The sequence below is a fragment of the Psychrobacillus sp. AK 1817 genome, assembly GCF_008807035.1.
GTDB lineage: Bacteria > Bacillota > Bacilli > Bacillales_A > Planococcaceae > Psychrobacillus > Psychrobacillus faecigallinarum.
Map to the genome: position 1 here is coordinate 903,481 of NZ_CP031739.1, position 17,829 is coordinate 921,309.

A 17,829-nucleotide genomic window follows, 5' to 3' on the forward strand; every position below is an offset into this window, starting at 1 on the left:
ATTTTGTAAATAGGTATAATACATTAAATAGGTTATACGGTTTATAAGTGTAGTACGTACTTTATAAATTGTTAAAACATTATAAATGGCTTACAAGTATTATCACTTTTCCTCTGAATAAATCGGAGTTATTCGGCACTGGGTAGCTAGCCCCATAAAAAAAAGAAACATTGAAAGCATAATGCCATTCAAGGTTTTAACCATTTACTCAACAGTGCTATTTATCTTTTCTGTCCACAATTCTATTATCTTCTCTAGCTCTAGCTTGCCCTTGAGTTGAGACTCTTATATACCCGACAACCTTCAATTTTTCACCCTCCCGTTACAAAAATCACAATTTATGTAACGCTTTTTAACGAATAGCGAGTATTATAAGACCGTCTCTAGTAAAAATACAACCCAAAATTAATGAGCCAAAGTCAGTAAAAGAACGCTCTTTCACGTTACTTATTGTTTATCGCCACGAGCTTTGTCAATCTCGTTAGTTTATCAGCTCATTCCATATCAAAACTACCCCTCCTATATAAAATGTCATCTCGCCCATTTCTCTTACTTATTTAGTTCCGCCAAGTATCATAACGATACTCCTTGAAGGTACAACCATCATGAGCTTTCGATTTTCAATTAAATCATTTTCTTTTCCTCTATTTAAGAGTAGTTGATTCAAATAAAGTAAAAAACCTTGAAAGGCATTTCATAGCCAATCAAGGTCAATTAGTTTTTACTTCTTCTTCCAATTAAGCCTAATCCTCAATTAAATCTATATAATATTCATTATTATTGAGAAACTTTTTAAAAAAAACCTCTAACGATTCAGCTATTTGAATATCGAAATAATATATTGGATTATTAACTAATTGTAAATCTATTGAAATATAAACACTCTCGTTTACTTCAAAGAAAATAAGTTTATCTTCATCATTAAAAATTTCATCTAAATCTGGGTCAAATTCAAAAAAACCTTCTCTTAATCTAATATCTGCTACAGCCCCTGGTCCCAATATCCTATTTATTGCATTAGCACTTTGACCTTTAATAAAACCATAACCAACTTCTAAATATAACTGTTTTAAATCATTTGGAAAACTGATATCCATTCTTTGTTCAGCTTTTAAAATATCATCTTCAGGTACCTTATAAATTTTATTTTCTAGCTCATTAATAAATTCAAAATCAGCCATTTGCTATTTTACCTCCTTGGAAATAGTTTACCTGATGGAGCTCCCTTTCCATGTATCCCTGCTTGGTGTTCGTTAGGATATTTTGCTGGATGAATATTCCATCACTCATGAGGGCCACCAAAGTTGTTCTCTATGATATGATGGGCATCATACGGTTGACCGATACTCCGAGCAACCTCTCCATTCTTATCAAGCACTTCTTCTGTATATCTTGGCCATTTTTGTTTGGTTTTTTCTTCCCATTCTGCAATCAATTTATCTTTCAAGCTCGAAGTAAATTTGCTTCTATGCTTAGCTGTCTCTTTTGGTGTCAATTTTTCATAGTTTTTGGTTCTCAAGGCTTCTTTTATAAGATGAATCTGCTCTTTATTAACCTTTCGTCCAGTTTTACCCTCTATATCCTTAAGATAAGCTTTTGCTAAATCCTTATTAAGTTCACCCGTACCCTATGTTGTAATCTTAAAATCCGCTAATAAAAAAACAATCTCTCTTAAACCTTATTAAACTACTTCTTCCTCTTTTATTATCGGCAATTCATAGGCTGTTTTGTGCTTCATCATGCCGTATATAATGTTTACAAGCCTTCTCATGATACAAACCAATGCTTGTCCCTTTGTTTTGCCTTCTTTTAGCTTCCGTTGATAGTATGCATGGAATACTGGATTCCTTGGTAGCTTACTTCCTTTTGCCACTTGTACTTGCTGTACGGCTAAGTTGTAAAATAAAGCGTGTAACGCCCGATTTCCCTGCTTGCTTTTTTGTTCCCTTCCTTTCCCACCAGAACCAAAGTAAACCGGCGCAATGCCGTAAATCTTGCTAATTTGTTGGCCTTCGGAAAACGGCGTACATCACCTATTTCTGCAATTAATGCAGAAGCCGTTACGAGTTCAATTCCTGGCATAGAGTCGAGTTGAAAGTCTAGTAAATTCATTAACCCTTTTAATTCTCGTTCTGCATAGCGTATTTCCTGCTTTTTAAAAAAATGTCTCGAACAATGCTTCTCACTAGAAAATCTCGTATTTCTTGGTGTTCTTTTATTGTGTTTCCATCCTCTTTAAACAGCTTTAAAATTTCACTCGCTTTTTTCACCGAACATGTATTGTGACTGGCTTCTAATAAAAAAGTGGTCAATTGCTTAACACTTGCACCCTCTAAACAAGGTGGAGACGGATATCGTTCCCAAAATACCAATGCTGTTTTTCCAACAACCTCTGAGAAAAACTTCTTATAGCTTGGATAGTGGTGGCTTAATTGAATATGTAGTTGGTTTTTTAAAGCACCTTGTGCCTTTACTAATGCATTTCTTCTAGTGACCAGTTGTTGTATCGACCAAAACAAATCCTGCGGTTTAGCGTCTGGTAACTGGTCTAGTTTGTTCACCAAAATTCTGGCTACACATTCTGCATCCCAACTGTCACTTTTTTGTGTCGTCATATGACTTTTTCGTTCAGCATATGAAAGTGCTGGATTTACTTCTTTTACAACCTATCCATGGTCGGTTAAAAACTGTGACAATGCCCTTCCATAGCCCCCAACATCTTCTAAACCAAAAATTGGTGTCAACCCATTTTTAATATGTTTATAAATATCTAGTAAAATCGTTGAAAAAGCAGAAGGTTTATTTTCAAACTTTATTTCATCTAATTAAGACATTTTTTTAAGCATTGGTCACTGTCTCAATTGGCGGAACAGCTCAACTTGGAAGGTCATCGAACAGAGAAAGTCAAAAAGCCTCCGTACAACTATTGCTTTCTCTGTATTCACTTCTAATACTTTTTGCTTTTCTGTACTGTATAACCCAACATGACACCGCCACCTGCATATCCACCTTGTTCAGCTTTTTTCTTTCTACCTCTACTCAACTTTAATGCAATTTCGAGCCTTTGATACTGATCTAACAGCTCTAACATGCCATTCACTAAAAAATCATTTGGTTCATGTGTGTATATGCTGTAATTTGGCTGCTCAATCGCTTTAACATCTACGTTATATTTTTTCAACTCTCGTTGTATCAATACTTTTGCCATATCTGAGCGCCACAAGCGCGACGTATTCAGTACAATTACTTGGCTCACTTGATGGTATTCTATATCTGCTAATAGCTTTTGCAAGCCTTCTCGCTCAATTGTTAATCTATCCTCATCAACTGTCGCTCCGCTGAACCCTCTATCTTCATATATGTGAAGTATTTGGAGCTTATTTTCGTCACAATACCTTTCAATTTCTTCTACTTGATACGCTAAACTATATCCTTTTTCTTCCCCTTGTATGCTAGTACTTATATAAAATTTAACACTTAGAACACTAATTAAATAATTGTAATCTTTTCAATTTACGTATTTAAACATGCCAAAAAGCACTTGTCGCCTGTTATAGACAATCAAGTGCTTTAAGATTATACATTTTCTAAGTTTATTAATATGTGCAAGTTTTATAAGTTATTTTTATATTGACAGTATGACATCTTTATTAACACTTAGCAAGTGTAACGTTTAGACCCGTTAGCTTGTTTAATCTCGTGTGTTTGTTGCTTATGCCATCCAAAAGTGGTCCTTGTAAATAAATTTGTCATCTCGCCTATTCTCGCTTTTATTGCTTTATTGCTTTATTTCTTTATTGTTAAAATAGCACTCCTTGATGGTCTATCCTTCAAGAGTTATTATTTCAAATTCAAGGATATCTTTAACTGTATACAATTTAAAAACTATTATATCCTTGTTTATATCCACGAACTTTGTCATTCTCGTAGTTTATTAGTTATTCCATGTTATACAACCCTTACTACTTAAAATGTCATCTCGCCCAATTTTCGTACTTTTCTCGTTATCCCCGTATTAAAGTAACTAATGGTACAGCCTTCAGGAGCTCTCGATTCTGAAACCTACTATTTCCGTTTAGTCCCAATCAATAATCATTATTCCACTCACTTATGTACCCTCCTTTATCAAATCGAGCTTTGTCATCACATGCGAAAATATAGAGCGAGTATTATGTTTGGTAGTTTTATCTAAATGTCAATTTAACTATTCTTACTATGTTTGTTTACAAAAAACCTTGAAAGCGTATTACCAATCAAGGTTTTTTGTATATATGAATTATGTTTTATTGAACGATGATTAACAATTAAAATAAGCCTTCAAGAACTCAAAAAACGATGACCAAGTTTCCTTTAACTCCCCTTTTAAAAGCATTTCATCTCCACCCTCAAAATTAACTATATAAACTTTATCAGTTACAGTCTCCAGAACTAATACAGCATTAGCTGACATTTCACTTAAAACCAGATACTGCTTCGGAAAACCATGTTCTTTTCTAGAAATAAGTGTGTATGATTCAATATTATTTTCTTCATCTGATATATCTAGTAATTCAAAGGGTACATGCTCTTCCCAAAAAGGTCCTGCATACTGATTATAAAATTCTTGGAAAGTATCTGATACGTCTACACCTAGCCTTATTAAAGCATCCTTCACTAGATTTCTATCATCACGTTTATATATTTCTTCTCCAAGAACTTCATCTAGTCTACCAGGCAAAATACTCATATTATTTTCCTCCTAAAGCTTCTTCTCCTCGTGTTTTCCAATAATTAATAGAATCTACTTTTTGAAACGCTCCTCTATTTGTTTCATCCATTGGATAAAACGGATTTAACTTTCCTATATAAGGATGTAGTGGAGCTCTTTTAGCATTACTGATATTATGGTACCTAGTTGAAGCTTCATATAAAGGTCCAACACCTTTTTGTTGTGAATGATGCAATGTTGCAACACTACCTGCATCATTAAGAATAGGAGCAAGACCGTGTTTCGCAGATGCTTCAGCATTTGTTAACCCGCGACCTTTTTTAGCCCCTTTTGTTCGGACCATATCCCAATCAATATCTCCTCTTTGATATACTTTATAAGTAAATCCTGTGCCATCCTTACCTGCATTATACTCTACACTTCGAGTAAAATATTTATTATTCTTATAGTCCTTTAGATGTTGATAAGTTTCTTTACCCGTACCCTTACCATCAATCTTTTCTATCTTTTTCCCATCTTTGAAGCCATCATTAATCTTATCTATTATTTTAAGTGGTTTGACAATTGTAAATAACGCTGCCTCCGCAATGGGCCCTGGTGAAGGGTTCTCTACCATGGTGATGATGTCTCCTACTAAAAATTCATCCATCACTGTTATTGCGGGGAATATATCTTCTAACGTTTTGGAATCGCCGAGCTGATCTTCCGGAATGCTGTTGACATATTTATACTCGTAGGCTCCTGTCTTCCCATAGTATTGACGCAAGATTCTCCCATCCGGTAATGTATAGTATTTCCCTTGGATGGTGCTCACTTCTGGGAAGCTAACGTAATCGTCAAAGACTTGTTTTTCATCGACTGCTTTACTGATGAGTGTTTCGGCCTCTGTAGCACTAACCAACTGTTCCACGGAAGGAATTAAGATATTCTTCAAATGACTTAAATTAAATTGATTCCCGGTACTCATCCTATTCAGGGCAGGACCTATAAAGACATTTGGACTGGAAATCTGCCCACCAAGTCCAAACGATATGGGAGAAACCCCTTCGAGATAAGTTTGAAGCATACTGGAAAGTTCCTCGGTTAAAGCGTATTTTTTTAGCTTTGGAAGAACAGATTCTCGAGTTGCTAGTTCCCATACCAGTCTTTTCCTTGATGGGTTCACCCTCCACTGAGGCGACTGAAAATGGACATCGGTTAGACCGCTTTGAAACATTCCTTCTATATCCGTTAGCCATGTGTCCATCGTCTGGATATCTTGTTCCACAGGATTTAATGATACTGTCTGAGAGTAATCGAACTCATTCAACTGTTGAACGGTGTCATCCCGCTTCTTTTTGGAAGTAATGACACCCTCTTGGACAGCACTGTCATCGAGATGCGGCAAGGACACGATATCACTGACACTATCCATTATACTGTTAGCCTCATTCGTGAGGGCTTCCGTCAGGTTACCGATAAGTGTTAGACCCTGCTCCAGCTCTCCCTCTAGAAATTCTTGCATTATGTATCCAGCCGAATCTGGCTCCAGTGATTGTAGTGCAGACTCTATTTGTTGTAGCTTCTGTCTGTAGGTTTCTGAAAACAGCTGAAAGAATTGTAGAAAGGGCAGGTGACATTCTGCATAGAAATCGCGGATAGCATAGCCTCCCTCTCCCTTTAACAGTTCGTCCATTTCAACTAAGCCGCTTACTGTTCTTTCTATATTCTCTGTCTCGGTTTTCAGGCGCTCCAGCATAGCCATATTTCGTTTTAGCCCATCTTGAAGTAAGTCTACGTCTAATATTTTCATAGGCAAGCACTCCACATACTGGGCACAAGGAAGGATTGCCTGTTCTCTTTATTATACAATATTTCCCTACCACTAGACATATTTTCTCCTCCTCTAGTAACCTTTCGTTAGTTATAATATTCCATTTATTCCAAAGAAACGTAAAGAGTTAAATTGCCTTTTCTCTTAAAATAATTCAGAAGGAGCATTAGTTTTCTGTACATTTAAATCTTTTGTATTAATCTCACACAAGTCTTTATACTTATTTTTTTGTATAAAAACCTATTCCGATAGCTTAAATAAATACATATGCGCTTAGTTCTTTACAAAGAAAAAAAGAGCAAACAGATCATCTGTTTACTCACTTGCACTCAATTTTAAAAAGTTATATTCATTAAATTTGCAGCAAAAGTTCATCTGCACTGTAAAACTCTACACAGTTTCTACCTTTATGCTTGGCAGCATATAACGCTTGATCGGCTTCTCTTATTAATTGTTGAATGGAGTAACTTTCCTCTCCTACTTCCAAAAGTGCATGGGATACCCCAAAACTTGATGTCACTTGAATTTCCACTTTATTAAAAGTCGTTAAACTTTCTGCAACTGCTTTTCGAATTATATTCGCTCTATTAGTGGCCTCCATTAATGTAGTTTCAGGCATACAAATAATGAACTCCTCTCCACCATAACGACCCATATAGTCTACAGAACGTAATTTTTCCTTTACTATACTTGTGACTCTAGTCAAGACTATATCTCCAGCCTCGTGTCCATATGTGTCATTTACCCTTTTAAAATAATCAATGTCAAACATTACAATAGATATATTCCCTCCATCCAACATTAAATCATCAAATAGCATTTCAGATTTTTTCATAAAAAATGTTCGATTCAACACGTTTGTTAGGCCATCTAGGCTTGCTAATTGTTTTAGTTTCGCTTCCATTTGCACTTTTTCCGTAACATTCATAAAGGTAATAATCTTACCAACCTGTACTCCATTTTTATTCTTCACTTCTGTAAAATTAATCCGAAAGTGAATAGCTCGATCCTCTAGTAAGCTAGTATAATCGAACTCTAATTCCTCATCTAATTTTCCTTTCAGTATAGGGTCATCGATGACATCTGCTATCGATTTACCGATATGATGGTTACTCAACTGAGGGATTAAAAATAATGCAGCCTTATTGTAGTCAACTATCACCTTATTTTGATTTAAAACAATTACTCCTTCCTTTAAACTTTCAAATACACTCTCCCTAGCAATCGGAGCGACATTGAACATTTGTAAGGATATAAGAGCCACGCCTTGAAAAATAAAAGCGATACTCAAAGAAATAGGACCAAGATCAATACCTTTGCTCCAGTCGTTTAAATAAAAATAATTCGCTATTATTGGGGTAATAAAACCTGCAACCATCAATAATATTTGCATACGAAACAAAAATAAAGATTTACGGTATTCTCGTAGCAATACGAAGACAGATAGAGTTAAGCATACAAATAGGAAAACGGCGTGAATATAAAACCAAGGCCCCCATTCTAGCTTTAACAATGGGAATGGTCCTTCATTATTAATGTTCATAGATTTATAATAAAGATGATGAAGGTCATTCGTTTGCATCATAAATATAGTAGTGATGGGAATGATGAAAAGAGCATAGTTCCATGTTTTTATTTTGCGTCCTACATACTCTAAACACATAAAAAGAACATATACAGGTATGAAAGGCATGGCAAGATATTCTACACCAAGCCAAAACTTCATTTCCTTTAAAGAGGTACTTGCTAATTCAAAGGCATAAGCAAAAGTGAAAATCGATGACAGTAATGTAACTAAAATATACGGCTTTACTCCTGGAGCATCCTTAGCTTTGACTCGTATATATAAGCTAAGAAACAAACTTATTGCCCCTGCCATTATTACTACCAGAATGTGTGTCAAGAAATTTTCTCTGTTCCAATTTATCTTTTGTACATATATTATATAGTAGATTAACGTCCAATGACTAGAGACTGTTTTGCTATTTTTTGCCACCAATGTAAAGGGGAAACCACTTTTTTATTCATTGAGATGAGCTCTTTACTCATTAATAAATCCCTATCTGTCTTAACGCTTAAAAACGATAAGAAGGATAGGGATTATTTTCTGCTATAAAACTTACAAAAAAATATGTTATGAAAAAGAATATTTTTGAATGATTTGATTGAATAATTGTTGTAACTCTTCTTTATCTAATCCTATTACATATGCTTCTGCTAAAAGGGATTCAAGATTAGAAGTGATATGATACAGTTTATTTTCTTTTGGAGGACTTGATTTTCCAGTGAAAACAAAAGCTTTAGATTTAGGCTTCACTACTATCAAACCTTTATTCTGAAGTTCTTTGTAGCTTTTATGAACGGTATGTAGGTTAATATTTGCTTGGATTGCCAAGTCTCTAATAGATGGTAATCGATCGCCATTTTTCAAATTTCCTTTAGCCATTTCTAATATGAGTCGCTGAGCAAGCTGTTGATAAAGAGGAATCTTGCTGCTCGGGTCTAAAGTTACATTCATTTCTCTCCTTCCTTTCATATTTAAATAGAGCGCATTACCTTTATAAATGTGAACATTGTAATTGCTACTGTTAAGAGTGCAATGATAATCGCCATTATCCATTGAGAAACATTGAACGCGAGTAAACAGAAATGACAGATGGCAATAAATATTAATATTGGAGAACCGTATACTAAGCTGATTAAAACGTTAGGATTCGATTTTACAGCTTCTGATGGTGTTTTCCAGTTTACTAACGGATGTCGCATATCATGAATAGGAGACAGTAAGTTATAACAAATGATTAAGACTAATGTAATAAATAATAGCAACAAGCTGAGAATATCGACTTTTCCAAACAACAGGTAAATAATATAGCTGATTACAACGGAAACGATACTAATAAACGAGGAAGTTGCAACTTTTGAAAGAAAAACCTTTCGGCGATCTAAAGGAAGTACAATACTAAAAGCATAATTCTTTCCCTCTCTCGAATATGGCGTACCACTAATATTGTCCACACAGCTTACAAACAAAATCATATATCCAAATATATAAAGTTCTTTGTCGATTAGCCACTCCGTCTTCAATAAATCCATCTGAGCTACAATGAGAAAGATAAAGGTGAATAGTGGAGGTAAAATCAAACTTAAAATCACTTGCAATTTAAAATATGGCTCTGATTGAATAATCCACCACTCTCTTTGTAAGTAATATGACCAAATATTTTCCGTTTTGTATATCTTAACCTTAGGCATATTTTCTACACTATTTTCTAGCAACCCATTTTTGTAATAGTTAACTGCTGTATTCTTTACTGTAGAGATGAAAAAGAGCACGCAGATTACCATTAGACTACTGACTATAACGAGAAAATCTATCATGCTAACTTTGGATAAGAGTGGAGTTACTATAACTTTTATAAGTGGCTCTTGAATTGAAAAACTATAGTACATTTTAAGCGAACTTGATAAAGTAGTGATTATGTCGGACATAGATGAGAATTGAAGACTCACTATATCAGTATTTATTATTTCAAAGAAATACATAATTGGGCTTACTCCAATTAGTACGACTAATAATGTATTTGTCACGAAGTACAATAAGGAACTTGAGTATAGTCTTCTAAAGCGGTTCGAAATAGACAATATAAATAAAATAAATAATGCTGTCATTACATTTATAAGAGTTAGAATAATCACCGCTCGGACAATTTCCCATATCTCATATTTATAAAACAATAAAAAATAAATTGGTATTTGTAACGTTCCAACTATAATTATAGGAAAAGCAAGCCCACTTATAATTTTTGCTTTAACTATTTGTTTTGGTGAAATAGGAAGACTAGTTAAGATATTAAAATCACGCTGATTAAATACAACTGAAACGGCAAAATAAGCTGTCAATAGATAAGTTAATGCCATGGAAATAAATAGATTGAAAAACAAATATTCTTTAGAAGTTCCTAAAAAGTAAATCATTATATTAACCCCTAGGTACTGTGAAGCTAAATAAAATATAGCTATGATTAACATAATATATATAGGTAGCTGCTGGGGCTTTGAATAGCTCGAAGCAATAAAAAATCTCACTAGTTGAAAATTAAACTTCATTTGCTTGTATCTCCATAAAAGTAGTTTCTAAATTTCCTTCTAGTAGCAAACTCTCTACAGACTCATGCAATACGATCCTACCCTCTTTTAAAAATGCTATGGATTCGCAGATTTTCTCTGCAACATCCAGTAAATGAGTAGAAAATATCACGGTTCCTCCATTCTCCACATAATCCTTCAAGCAATTTTTAAAGACAAGCACAGCAAAAGGGTCTAAACCATTTAACGGTTCATCCATAATGATAATAGGTGGACTAATCGTGAAAGCTGCTATCAATGCCATTTTGTGAAGCATTCCATAGGAATAAGTTCCCATTGGTTTATAAATACTCTTTTGCATTTCAAATGACTTTATATAGTAATCTAACTTTTCTTCATCTAATTTTTCATAGAGCTTTAAAACAAAATGTATCCAATCGTATGCAGAAATATTTTTAAAGACATGAATTGTATCCGGAATAAAATAAAACTGCTTTTTAAATATTGTTTCATGAGTTTTCGGTATATTATTTATCACTATATTTCCACCGTCTTGCACTTCCAACCCCGTGATACAATGTAATGTAGTTGTCTTCCCAGCACCATTAGCACCAACAAATCCTAAAATTTCTCCTTTTTTCACTTGTAAATCTACGCCTTTTAAAACTTCCTGTTTACCAAACTTTTTGGTTAAATTTAGAATAGTTAGCACTTACGCCTACCTTCCTTCACTGTTGTACTCTCCTGAATTTATTAAAACTTCTTTTTGGCAATCCAGTTGTGCATTATAGTCATCATTACAAAAATGATGAGGAGTGTTGCTATAATATCAATTGTCCAACTAGCATCCAGATTACCTGTTATAAGAATGCTTGTAGCTCGAAGACTCATACTTGCCGGATTAAAAGTATCTATTATTGGGTGTAAACCTGCACATAAACGGCTTATTAAAAGAAAAACAATACTTATCAATGCGATAAACGCAGGGCTAGTAAAAAATGTACTCATCATGACTACAAATGTAATGACAAATAACACCCAAATACTATATAGAACTAACGCTAAAATCATTTGCGAAATAGGAATCGGCGTAAATAAGTAAGCAGTATAACCGTAGGACACGGTGTAACCAATTGCAATACAAAGAACTGCCAACAAATAATGGGTGAATATTTTACTTCCTATATAAGAGGAAATAGAAACTGGTCTCGTCAAAATAAATGCCAGCATTCCATTTGCTTTCTCAGATTGAATCACACTCATTACAGCAACTACCAGAACAATGATCCCTAACTGATCAAACTGTGAGTTAAGTGTCGAAGCAAGTACTTCACTACCCATAGGTTTTGTCATTGTAGGGTCAATAATAATGCCCTCCACTCCACCAAGGGTTTCTAAAATAAGTGGCAAATAATACATCATAATCGGCTGAGTAAGCCCTAACAGGACAAAAACTATTGGTAGCCATATAATTTTATATTCGCTAATCATTTGATTGATTTCCTTTTTACTTAATGCTATAAACGTATTCATACATCCACCACCAATGATAAAAAGATTTCTTCAAGACTCTCTTTCATCCCTATCTCAAATTTTGTAAAACAAACTTTTTCATCCAAACCAAATTGTAATAATTGAGAAGCATTTACTTCTGGTTCATTTACGAATATTTTAAACCCGTCTTCATAGCTGACTATCTTCTTAACATAAGGCAACTGGTCAACTTTTTGTAACCATTTAAAATTTTCTTTTGGAATAGCTATGTATATAGCGCTTTCCTGATTTCGATTTAGTAAATCTGATTTTGTTGCATCTTCAATTTTCTGACCGTTTTTTATGACAACAAATCGTTCACAGATTTCTTCTGCATCTCCCAGGATATGTGTGGATAATAATATTGTCGTATCCTTTTTTATTTCTTTCATCAAATTCAAAACTTCTCTTCTCCCTATTGGGTCGAGTGCAGATACAGGTTCGTCCATGATTATTATTGTTGGCTTATGTAGGAGGGCTTGTGCAATACCTAACCGCTGCTTCATTCCACCTGAAAATATCCCCACCTTAGTTTGAGACTCATTTGCTAGTCCTACCTTTTCTAAAATAAGAGGAATATCTTGTTGCAATATGTTTTTAGCAATACCTGATAATGTCCCCATAAATAGTAAGGTTTCATAAGCAGTCATCCATGAGAAAAAATTAGGATACTGCGGTAAATAACCGATCTGATTTTTTTTCGTAGAGATTTTTTTTCCATCTAGCAAAATATTACCTTCATCAGCATTTAGAATATCTGCAATGATTTGTATTAGGGTAGATTTACCAGCACCGTTTGGACCGATTAGACCTACACATTCGTTTGAATCCATCTCCATTGAAAAATGATGAACAGCTGTTTTATGTTTAAACCTTTTAGTAATATTATTTATTTCTAATCGCATGTTCATTTACGTCCCTTCTGCCAATCACAAAATATAAAATAGGTCCAATAGTATTAAAGAAGATTATTAACAATGTCCAAAGAAACACATTTTGTCTCGTGGATCTATGACGATATAAATCAATTAAGGCAATCATTATTAATAAAAATGTTACAAGAAAAAAAGGAATTATAATTGGCAAAAAGAATCCCCAATCAATTTCTGAAATTTCATTTACTCCAAAGTGTAATTGCATGATTTTTTCACTCCATTCTGTTATCATTATCGATAACGATAACAGAAGAATTAACCAAACTCAATAACTTTTTTCACTGTACATTTCTAAATTTTTGTTTTACATTTTTTGATAATGTTCTCTGTTATAGGAATGAAACTCTCTAAATATTGATAACATCACATCTATCTTGTAGGAGGAACTAATTATGCGTAACAAAGTAGAGGTAATAATGCACCCCGTGAGAATGAAAATATTACAAGCTCTAATGAAAAATAAAGAAGAAGGCGTAAGCACATTAGAAATGATTGCCATTATTAAAGATGTGCCACAAGCAACCTTATATCGCCATATTCAAATTTTATTGGATGAAAGTATCATAAAAATCGTCAAGGAAAGGAAGGTAAGATCCGTCATTGAAAAATTTTATGCTCTTAATGAAGAAGAGGCAGCAGGTATAAATGACGAGGATTGGAAGAGCCTTACAAAGGAACAAAAATTAAATTATATTTCCAACTATCAATTGGTTTTACTATCCCAATATCAAAATTATTTAACTTTACTAGAGGATAAGGAAAACGTTGAAGATACAGCAACATTCTCATTAATAGAATTGGCCTTATCTGATGAGCAATTTACGCTTTTCCAAAATGAACTAAACAATCTAATGATAAAATATTATAAAATGAGTAACTCAAACGAGAAAACAAACAATAAAACCGTTGCAGTTAACATAATTCCTAAGCTTTAGATTTAAGCGATACCTGCATGAGGGATTGCACATGCTTCAAGGGAAGCTCAGGAAAATGCAGACGACAGTGGGATAGCAGAGCATCGACTGTCCCTTCGCCCATTTGAGCATTATTGAAAGTAAGTGCTAAGGTTCCTGGTGACTTATTTTGTAAAAATATAACACAAAACCATCATTTTAACTTTTTTAGATTTTTCACCCTCTTCCCGTGGTATCCTTTATAGAGAAGGATGGAGAAACGTTGCTACTCTTCTACAGACAAAAAAAGGGGGAAAAGATATTACAAAAGCAGATGTGTTACGTACCTACGAGGAGGCGCTTATCCTGTCTTCTACGGAGCGCTGGTTAATCATCGGGGGAGCATTTATCGTACTAGCATTAATATTGATGTGGTTCTTGTTTCGGAACATCAGTCTGTTTGCCTTCATCGGGGTGTTCTTTATAACCCTTCTTGCTACCGTTTTTGGCGGATTCTACCTATGGGTCATCGTGGACTCCTATGAGGAGGAACATATCACAGAGTGGGAGGAACAGGTAGAAGAGTACTATATACTTACATTGCCACTGGTGACCCTAAAGATTGATGAGTACAAGGAAATTAACTCCATGCGTGCTGAGATGGTATCCTTCACCGACCCTCCTCGCAAGCTGTATTCCTATCAGCTGAGCGGTGGGGACATTCCAGATGGGGAAAAGCTTCGTCTTAATGTGGAGCGTGTGCGTGTCGAAGGATTGACCGAACCGTATATAACTTATCAGTACCTGGAGGAAGCCATTGCGCCTGAAGGGACGCTTCACTTCCTAGAAGGCTATTACAACGTGAAGCTGTATATACCGAAAGAGGATTAACAAACACCCCCTATGTGGGGTGTTTTGTCTTCCGAGAAAGCAAATCTTTAGGATGACTATGCCAACAAGTTAATCATATCGGGGATGATTTGGTTTGATAGCGGTCCCCGAGATGTTGGAAGTTACTTTAGTTTATTATTCATTTATTACCTTAATTTTTTTTGCGATTTTCTTTTCATCGATTTCTTCTACCCACAATTCCACTTCTTGTCCAGGTTTTAAATCGGTGATACTATTAGTTTCCCCTATCACATAAGTATCCTTAGAAAAAAATATTACAGGAGTATAATGTTCGTATTCAGGGTTAACTTTAAGAGGGTATAAGGTAAATTGATTACCTTCTAAACCTCTTATTACTCCGTGATAATCTGCTCTGTAAAAAAAGAAAACTATTAACATAATTACAATCATCAGGCTGGATAAAATGATCCAATATATTCTTTTCATGTTAATTTCACTTCCAGAATTAGATTTATAGTTTCGATTATCGAATTAAAACAAAAAAATCAAATTATTTAACTCTAGAAAATACTATTTCTTGATTTCTTGCTTTTTCATATAAACATATAAATACCCTTATTCTTTGGGATTTCGCAGACTATCGAAAACCAAATAATGATCCTTTACTTCTTCTGCTTTACGATTACTATATAACGCCATATCTCTAAACTCATCCCATTCTCCTGCATGTTCATGACTACTGCTAAACATATTTTTATCAAAGGGTTTTAGCCTTATTGATAATATACAAGCGTTTAAATTAAACCTTTTCTTTTTAGAGGAAACAAATTCACTAATTAATTTTCTTTCGTTTTCCGTTTTGATTTGGATATCATTTTGTCTAACCTGTGCCTGAATCATTTCAACTAAATACGACTCCATTTTCTCTTCATCTAAATCGGTGACTAACTCTTTGTCACTTGCTACTTTCCACAAATCATCTGCCTTTTTGACTGCATCTACTATTTGGTGTTGATTTTCAATAATAATATCGGGAACATCCTTAACGACATCGTAAGCCTTTTGTATATGCTCTGGTAAAGGACCTAATTTCCTTTCAATTTGACCAAGAATATTTTTGTAATTTTCATAGTTTCCTAACCTATTTGCAGTAGCCCATTTAGCACCAATATGCACAAATTTCTCTATACAAACATTAAAATTGTTTGCTAATAATGCTTCTTCCTTTATTTCCCCGAAGAAAGGAGTGCTGCCATCATTACGTAAAATCAACTGTTCTGCTGCTGGAGCAAATGTAAAATAGTAATAAAGCTCTCCCTTAAATAAAAATTTAGCCGGAAAAACGTCTGGTTTTTCATTTTCATTATAGTAAGGCTTCAATGCATCCTTAATATTCTCCGGTAAATTGTGCATTCTTATCATGAGGTCATATCTCCCAGTTCTGAAAATCCATTATAAGGTTTAAATGTTATTTTTTTATTTTACCATAAACAATTACTTTGAAAGAAATCTGTAAACTACTATTACCTTTATTTTCAATGAAGATTCTGTACCATTCTTAACATGCTACCAATAGCTTCTATCACTGCTTGAGTTTGGTCGATATGAATTGCATGTCCTGCTTCTTTAACGATAAGATGTTTACTTACAGACGAAAGGTTAGCTAGTTCTTTTTGAAACTTCATCCAAACCTCCATGGATTCTTAAGTATGTTGTGGCTGATTACTACCAGTCATAACAATGAGGGGAATATTGTTAAGGTTCGTTCCTCTTACTTGTTCCAGACTTTCTTCAAATTCATCAAGGGAAGCTTCTACCACAAATTGCCCTAAGTATTCTTCTTGGACCTCCTTTGTGAATAAGGGTACCATTCTCTTGTTTTGATCCTCGTGTACAGAATCTAAAAGTATTATTCCAACTACTTCTTGGGGGTATTTACTTGCATATAATCTTACATTAATTCCTCCGAATGAATGACCAACCATTATATATGGTGGTTTAATATCTAATTTACGAAGAAGACATCTTAAATTTTCTATCATTTGAAAACTATGTTTGGGTTTATTACTTTTCTCACTTTTATATATGCCATCTCTGTCATATATAAAAACGTTAGCAAACTTAGAGACTTTATGCTTTATCGGTAGCCAATTATTACTATCCCATCCATACCCAGACTCGAATACAACCGTGAGATTATCATTAGAACCTTTGATAGATTCACAATAAAACTCCACTTCATTTACATTAATTTTTTGGCAAAGCTGATAGGTAGTCATTAAACCTCTCCAATCTTTAATTACTTTCTATTCAACTATAAAGCTTTATTTCTTATTGCTTAAACTTAAAAAGACGCCTGTTACAATAATACAGGCGTCTTCGATCTATTCTCTTTGATAAAGTAAATTATCTATAATGTACTGGTAACAATTATCTGGAAGAAGATATCTTGGCTCCCCACCCATAGCAAACTCATCTCTTATATAGGAAGAGCTGATTTCCATTGCTAGGCCTTTGTCTATGAGATGAAAGCCTTCATCGTTGTTTCTTAAGATAGGTGATTTGCTGATTACCTTTAGCATATCGATTCCATCTCTTGCCATTACGATAAATTTGTTTTCCTTCACTAGATCTTCTCCTCTTTGCCATTTACCAGCGCCTATGTCTACCAGTAAATCAGCTCCCATTATAAAGAACACTTCATCATTTGGATACTTTTCTTTGAAATGCTTCATCGTTTCATAAGTATTTGCATTCCAAGCTTCCTGGTTCATCTCATAGTCATCCGCTTCAAAATTTTCGTTGTTTTCGATAGCAAGTAATATCATATTCCAACGATGACTATCTGCAACATTCATCTCTTTGTCCCTTCTCTTATGCGAGCAAGGTAAAAAGACTACTTTATCCAAACGACACCTACGTCCCACTGTACTCGCCGTCCATAAATGAACATTCGTGATGGGATCAAAGGATGAACCATAGATTCCAATCCTAGCCATATTGTTT

Annotated in this window: 18 protein-coding genes and 2 pseudogenes; 2 read left to right on the forward strand and 18 right to left on the reverse strand. The window is 34.3% G+C overall.

What is annotated here, in order from left to right; genetic code table 11:
- Positions 1-743: 743 nt before the first annotated feature.
- The 13 genes and pseudogenes from D0S48_RS04770 to D0S48_RS04830 form a co-directional block, all read right to left on the reverse strand.
- Positions 744-1,181, reverse strand: coding sequence for an SMI1/KNR4 family protein (locus tag D0S48_RS04770; RefSeq protein WP_151110386.1), 438 nt, complete (start codon positions 1,179-1,181; stop codon positions 744-746).
- 101 nt (positions 1,182-1,282) lie between these two features.
- The gene (locus D0S48_RS21175; RefSeq protein WP_305076192.1) at positions 1,283-1,519 is read right to left on the reverse strand and encodes an HNH endonuclease; all 237 of its coding nucleotides are present in this window, start codon (positions 1,517-1,519) and stop codon (positions 1,283-1,285) included.
- 162 nt (positions 1,520-1,681) lie between these two features.
- Positions 1,682-2,825, reverse strand: a pseudogene (locus D0S48_RS04780) (IS110 family transposase); the annotation flags it as partial.
- A 78-nt stretch (positions 2,826-2,903) separates the two neighbouring features.
- Positions 2,904-3,490, reverse strand: a pseudogene (locus tag D0S48_RS04785) (recombinase family protein); the annotation flags it as partial.
- Between the two features lie 807 nt (positions 3,491-4,297).
- On the reverse strand, positions 4,298-4,726 hold the full coding sequence (locus tag D0S48_RS04790; protein ID WP_151110388.1) for an SMI1/KNR4 family protein: 429 nt from the start codon (positions 4,724-4,726) through the stop codon (positions 4,298-4,300).
- 1 nt (position 4,727) lies between these two features.
- Positions 4,728-6,500 (reverse strand): ribonuclease YeeF family protein, encoded by a 1,773-nt coding sequence (locus tag D0S48_RS04795; RefSeq protein WP_151110390.1) that lies wholly within the window; start codon positions 6,498-6,500, stop codon positions 4,728-4,730.
- Positions 6,501-6,873: 373 nt separating this feature from the next.
- Entirely contained in the window at positions 6,874-8,400 is a 1,527-nt protein-coding gene (locus tag D0S48_RS04800) for a histidine kinase N-terminal 7TM domain-containing diguanylate cyclase (protein WP_151113712.1), read from the reverse strand.
- Between the two features lie 255 nt (positions 8,401-8,655).
- Positions 8,656-9,039: a GntR family transcriptional regulator gene (locus D0S48_RS04805; protein ID WP_151110392.1), complete on the reverse strand. Its 384-nt coding sequence runs from the start codon at positions 9,037-9,039 to the stop codon at positions 8,656-8,658.
- Positions 9,040-9,059: 20 nt separating this feature from the next.
- Positions 9,060-10,499: a hypothetical protein gene (locus D0S48_RS04810; RefSeq protein WP_151110394.1), complete on the reverse strand. Its 1,440-nt coding sequence runs from the start codon at positions 10,497-10,499 to the stop codon at positions 9,060-9,062.
- A 121-nt stretch (positions 10,500-10,620) separates the two neighbouring features.
- Positions 10,621-11,322, reverse strand: coding sequence for an ABC transporter ATP-binding protein (locus tag D0S48_RS04815; RefSeq protein ID WP_144538178.1), 702 nt, complete (start codon positions 11,320-11,322; stop codon positions 10,621-10,623).
- A gap of 41 nt (positions 11,323-11,363) precedes the next feature.
- Positions 11,364-12,143: an ABC transporter permease gene (locus D0S48_RS04820; protein ID WP_151110396.1), complete on the reverse strand. Its 780-nt coding sequence runs from the start codon at positions 12,141-12,143 to the stop codon at positions 11,364-11,366.
- The gene (locus D0S48_RS04825; RefSeq protein WP_151113714.1) at positions 12,140-13,048 is read right to left on the reverse strand and encodes an ABC transporter ATP-binding protein; all 909 of its coding nucleotides are present in this window, start codon (positions 13,046-13,048) and stop codon (positions 12,140-12,142) included. The genes D0S48_RS04820 and D0S48_RS04825 overlap by 4 nt, the downstream gene beginning before the upstream one ends.
- Entirely contained in the window at positions 13,029-13,283 is a 255-nt protein-coding gene (locus D0S48_RS04830) for a PLD nuclease N-terminal domain-containing protein (protein ID WP_151113717.1), read from the reverse strand. The genes D0S48_RS04825 and D0S48_RS04830 overlap by 20 nt, the downstream gene beginning before the upstream one ends.
- Positions 13,284-13,470: 187 nt before the next feature.
- Between D0S48_RS04830 and D0S48_RS04835 the strand changes: the two genes are divergently transcribed.
- Both D0S48_RS04835 and D0S48_RS04840 read left to right on the forward strand, forming a co-directional pair.
- Positions 13,471-14,013 carry a helix-turn-helix domain-containing protein gene (locus tag D0S48_RS04835; protein WP_151110398.1) on the forward strand — a complete coding sequence of 181 codons (543 nt, stop codon included), beginning with the start codon at positions 13,471-13,473 and terminating at the stop codon, positions 14,011-14,013.
- A gap of 294 nt (positions 14,014-14,307) precedes the next feature.
- Complete coding sequence (locus tag D0S48_RS04840; protein WP_151110400.1) at positions 14,308-14,862, forward strand: hypothetical protein; 555 nt, start codon at positions 14,308-14,310, stop codon at positions 14,860-14,862.
- Positions 14,863-14,997: 135 nt separating this feature from the next.
- On the opposite strand, the gene D0S48_RS04845 is transcribed toward D0S48_RS04840, so the two are convergent.
- From D0S48_RS04845 to nadD, 5 genes are all read right to left on the reverse strand, one after another.
- Positions 14,998-15,309 (reverse strand): hypothetical protein, encoded by a 312-nt coding sequence (locus D0S48_RS04845; protein WP_151110402.1) that lies wholly within the window; start codon positions 15,307-15,309, stop codon positions 14,998-15,000.
- Between the two features lie 129 nt (positions 15,310-15,438).
- On the reverse strand, positions 15,439-16,245 hold the full coding sequence (locus D0S48_RS04850; protein ID WP_151110404.1) for a hypothetical protein: 807 nt from the start codon (positions 16,243-16,245) through the stop codon (positions 15,439-15,441).
- 113 nt (positions 16,246-16,358) lie between these two features.
- Positions 16,359-16,508, reverse strand: a complete 150-nt coding sequence (locus tag D0S48_RS20855) for a hypothetical protein (protein WP_225321695.1) — start codon at positions 16,506-16,508, stop codon at positions 16,359-16,361.
- A gap of 18 nt (positions 16,509-16,526) precedes the next feature.
- Positions 16,527-17,102 carry an alpha/beta fold hydrolase gene (locus D0S48_RS04855; RefSeq protein WP_225321696.1) on the reverse strand — a complete coding sequence of 192 codons (576 nt, stop codon included), beginning with the start codon at positions 17,100-17,102 and terminating at the stop codon, positions 16,527-16,529.
- 105 nt (positions 17,103-17,207) lie between these two features.
- Complete coding sequence (gene nadD, locus D0S48_RS04860; protein WP_151110406.1) at positions 17,208-17,822, reverse strand: nicotinate (nicotinamide) nucleotide adenylyltransferase; 615 nt, start codon at positions 17,820-17,822, stop codon at positions 17,208-17,210.
- Between the last annotated feature and the right edge of the window lie 7 nt (positions 17,823-17,829).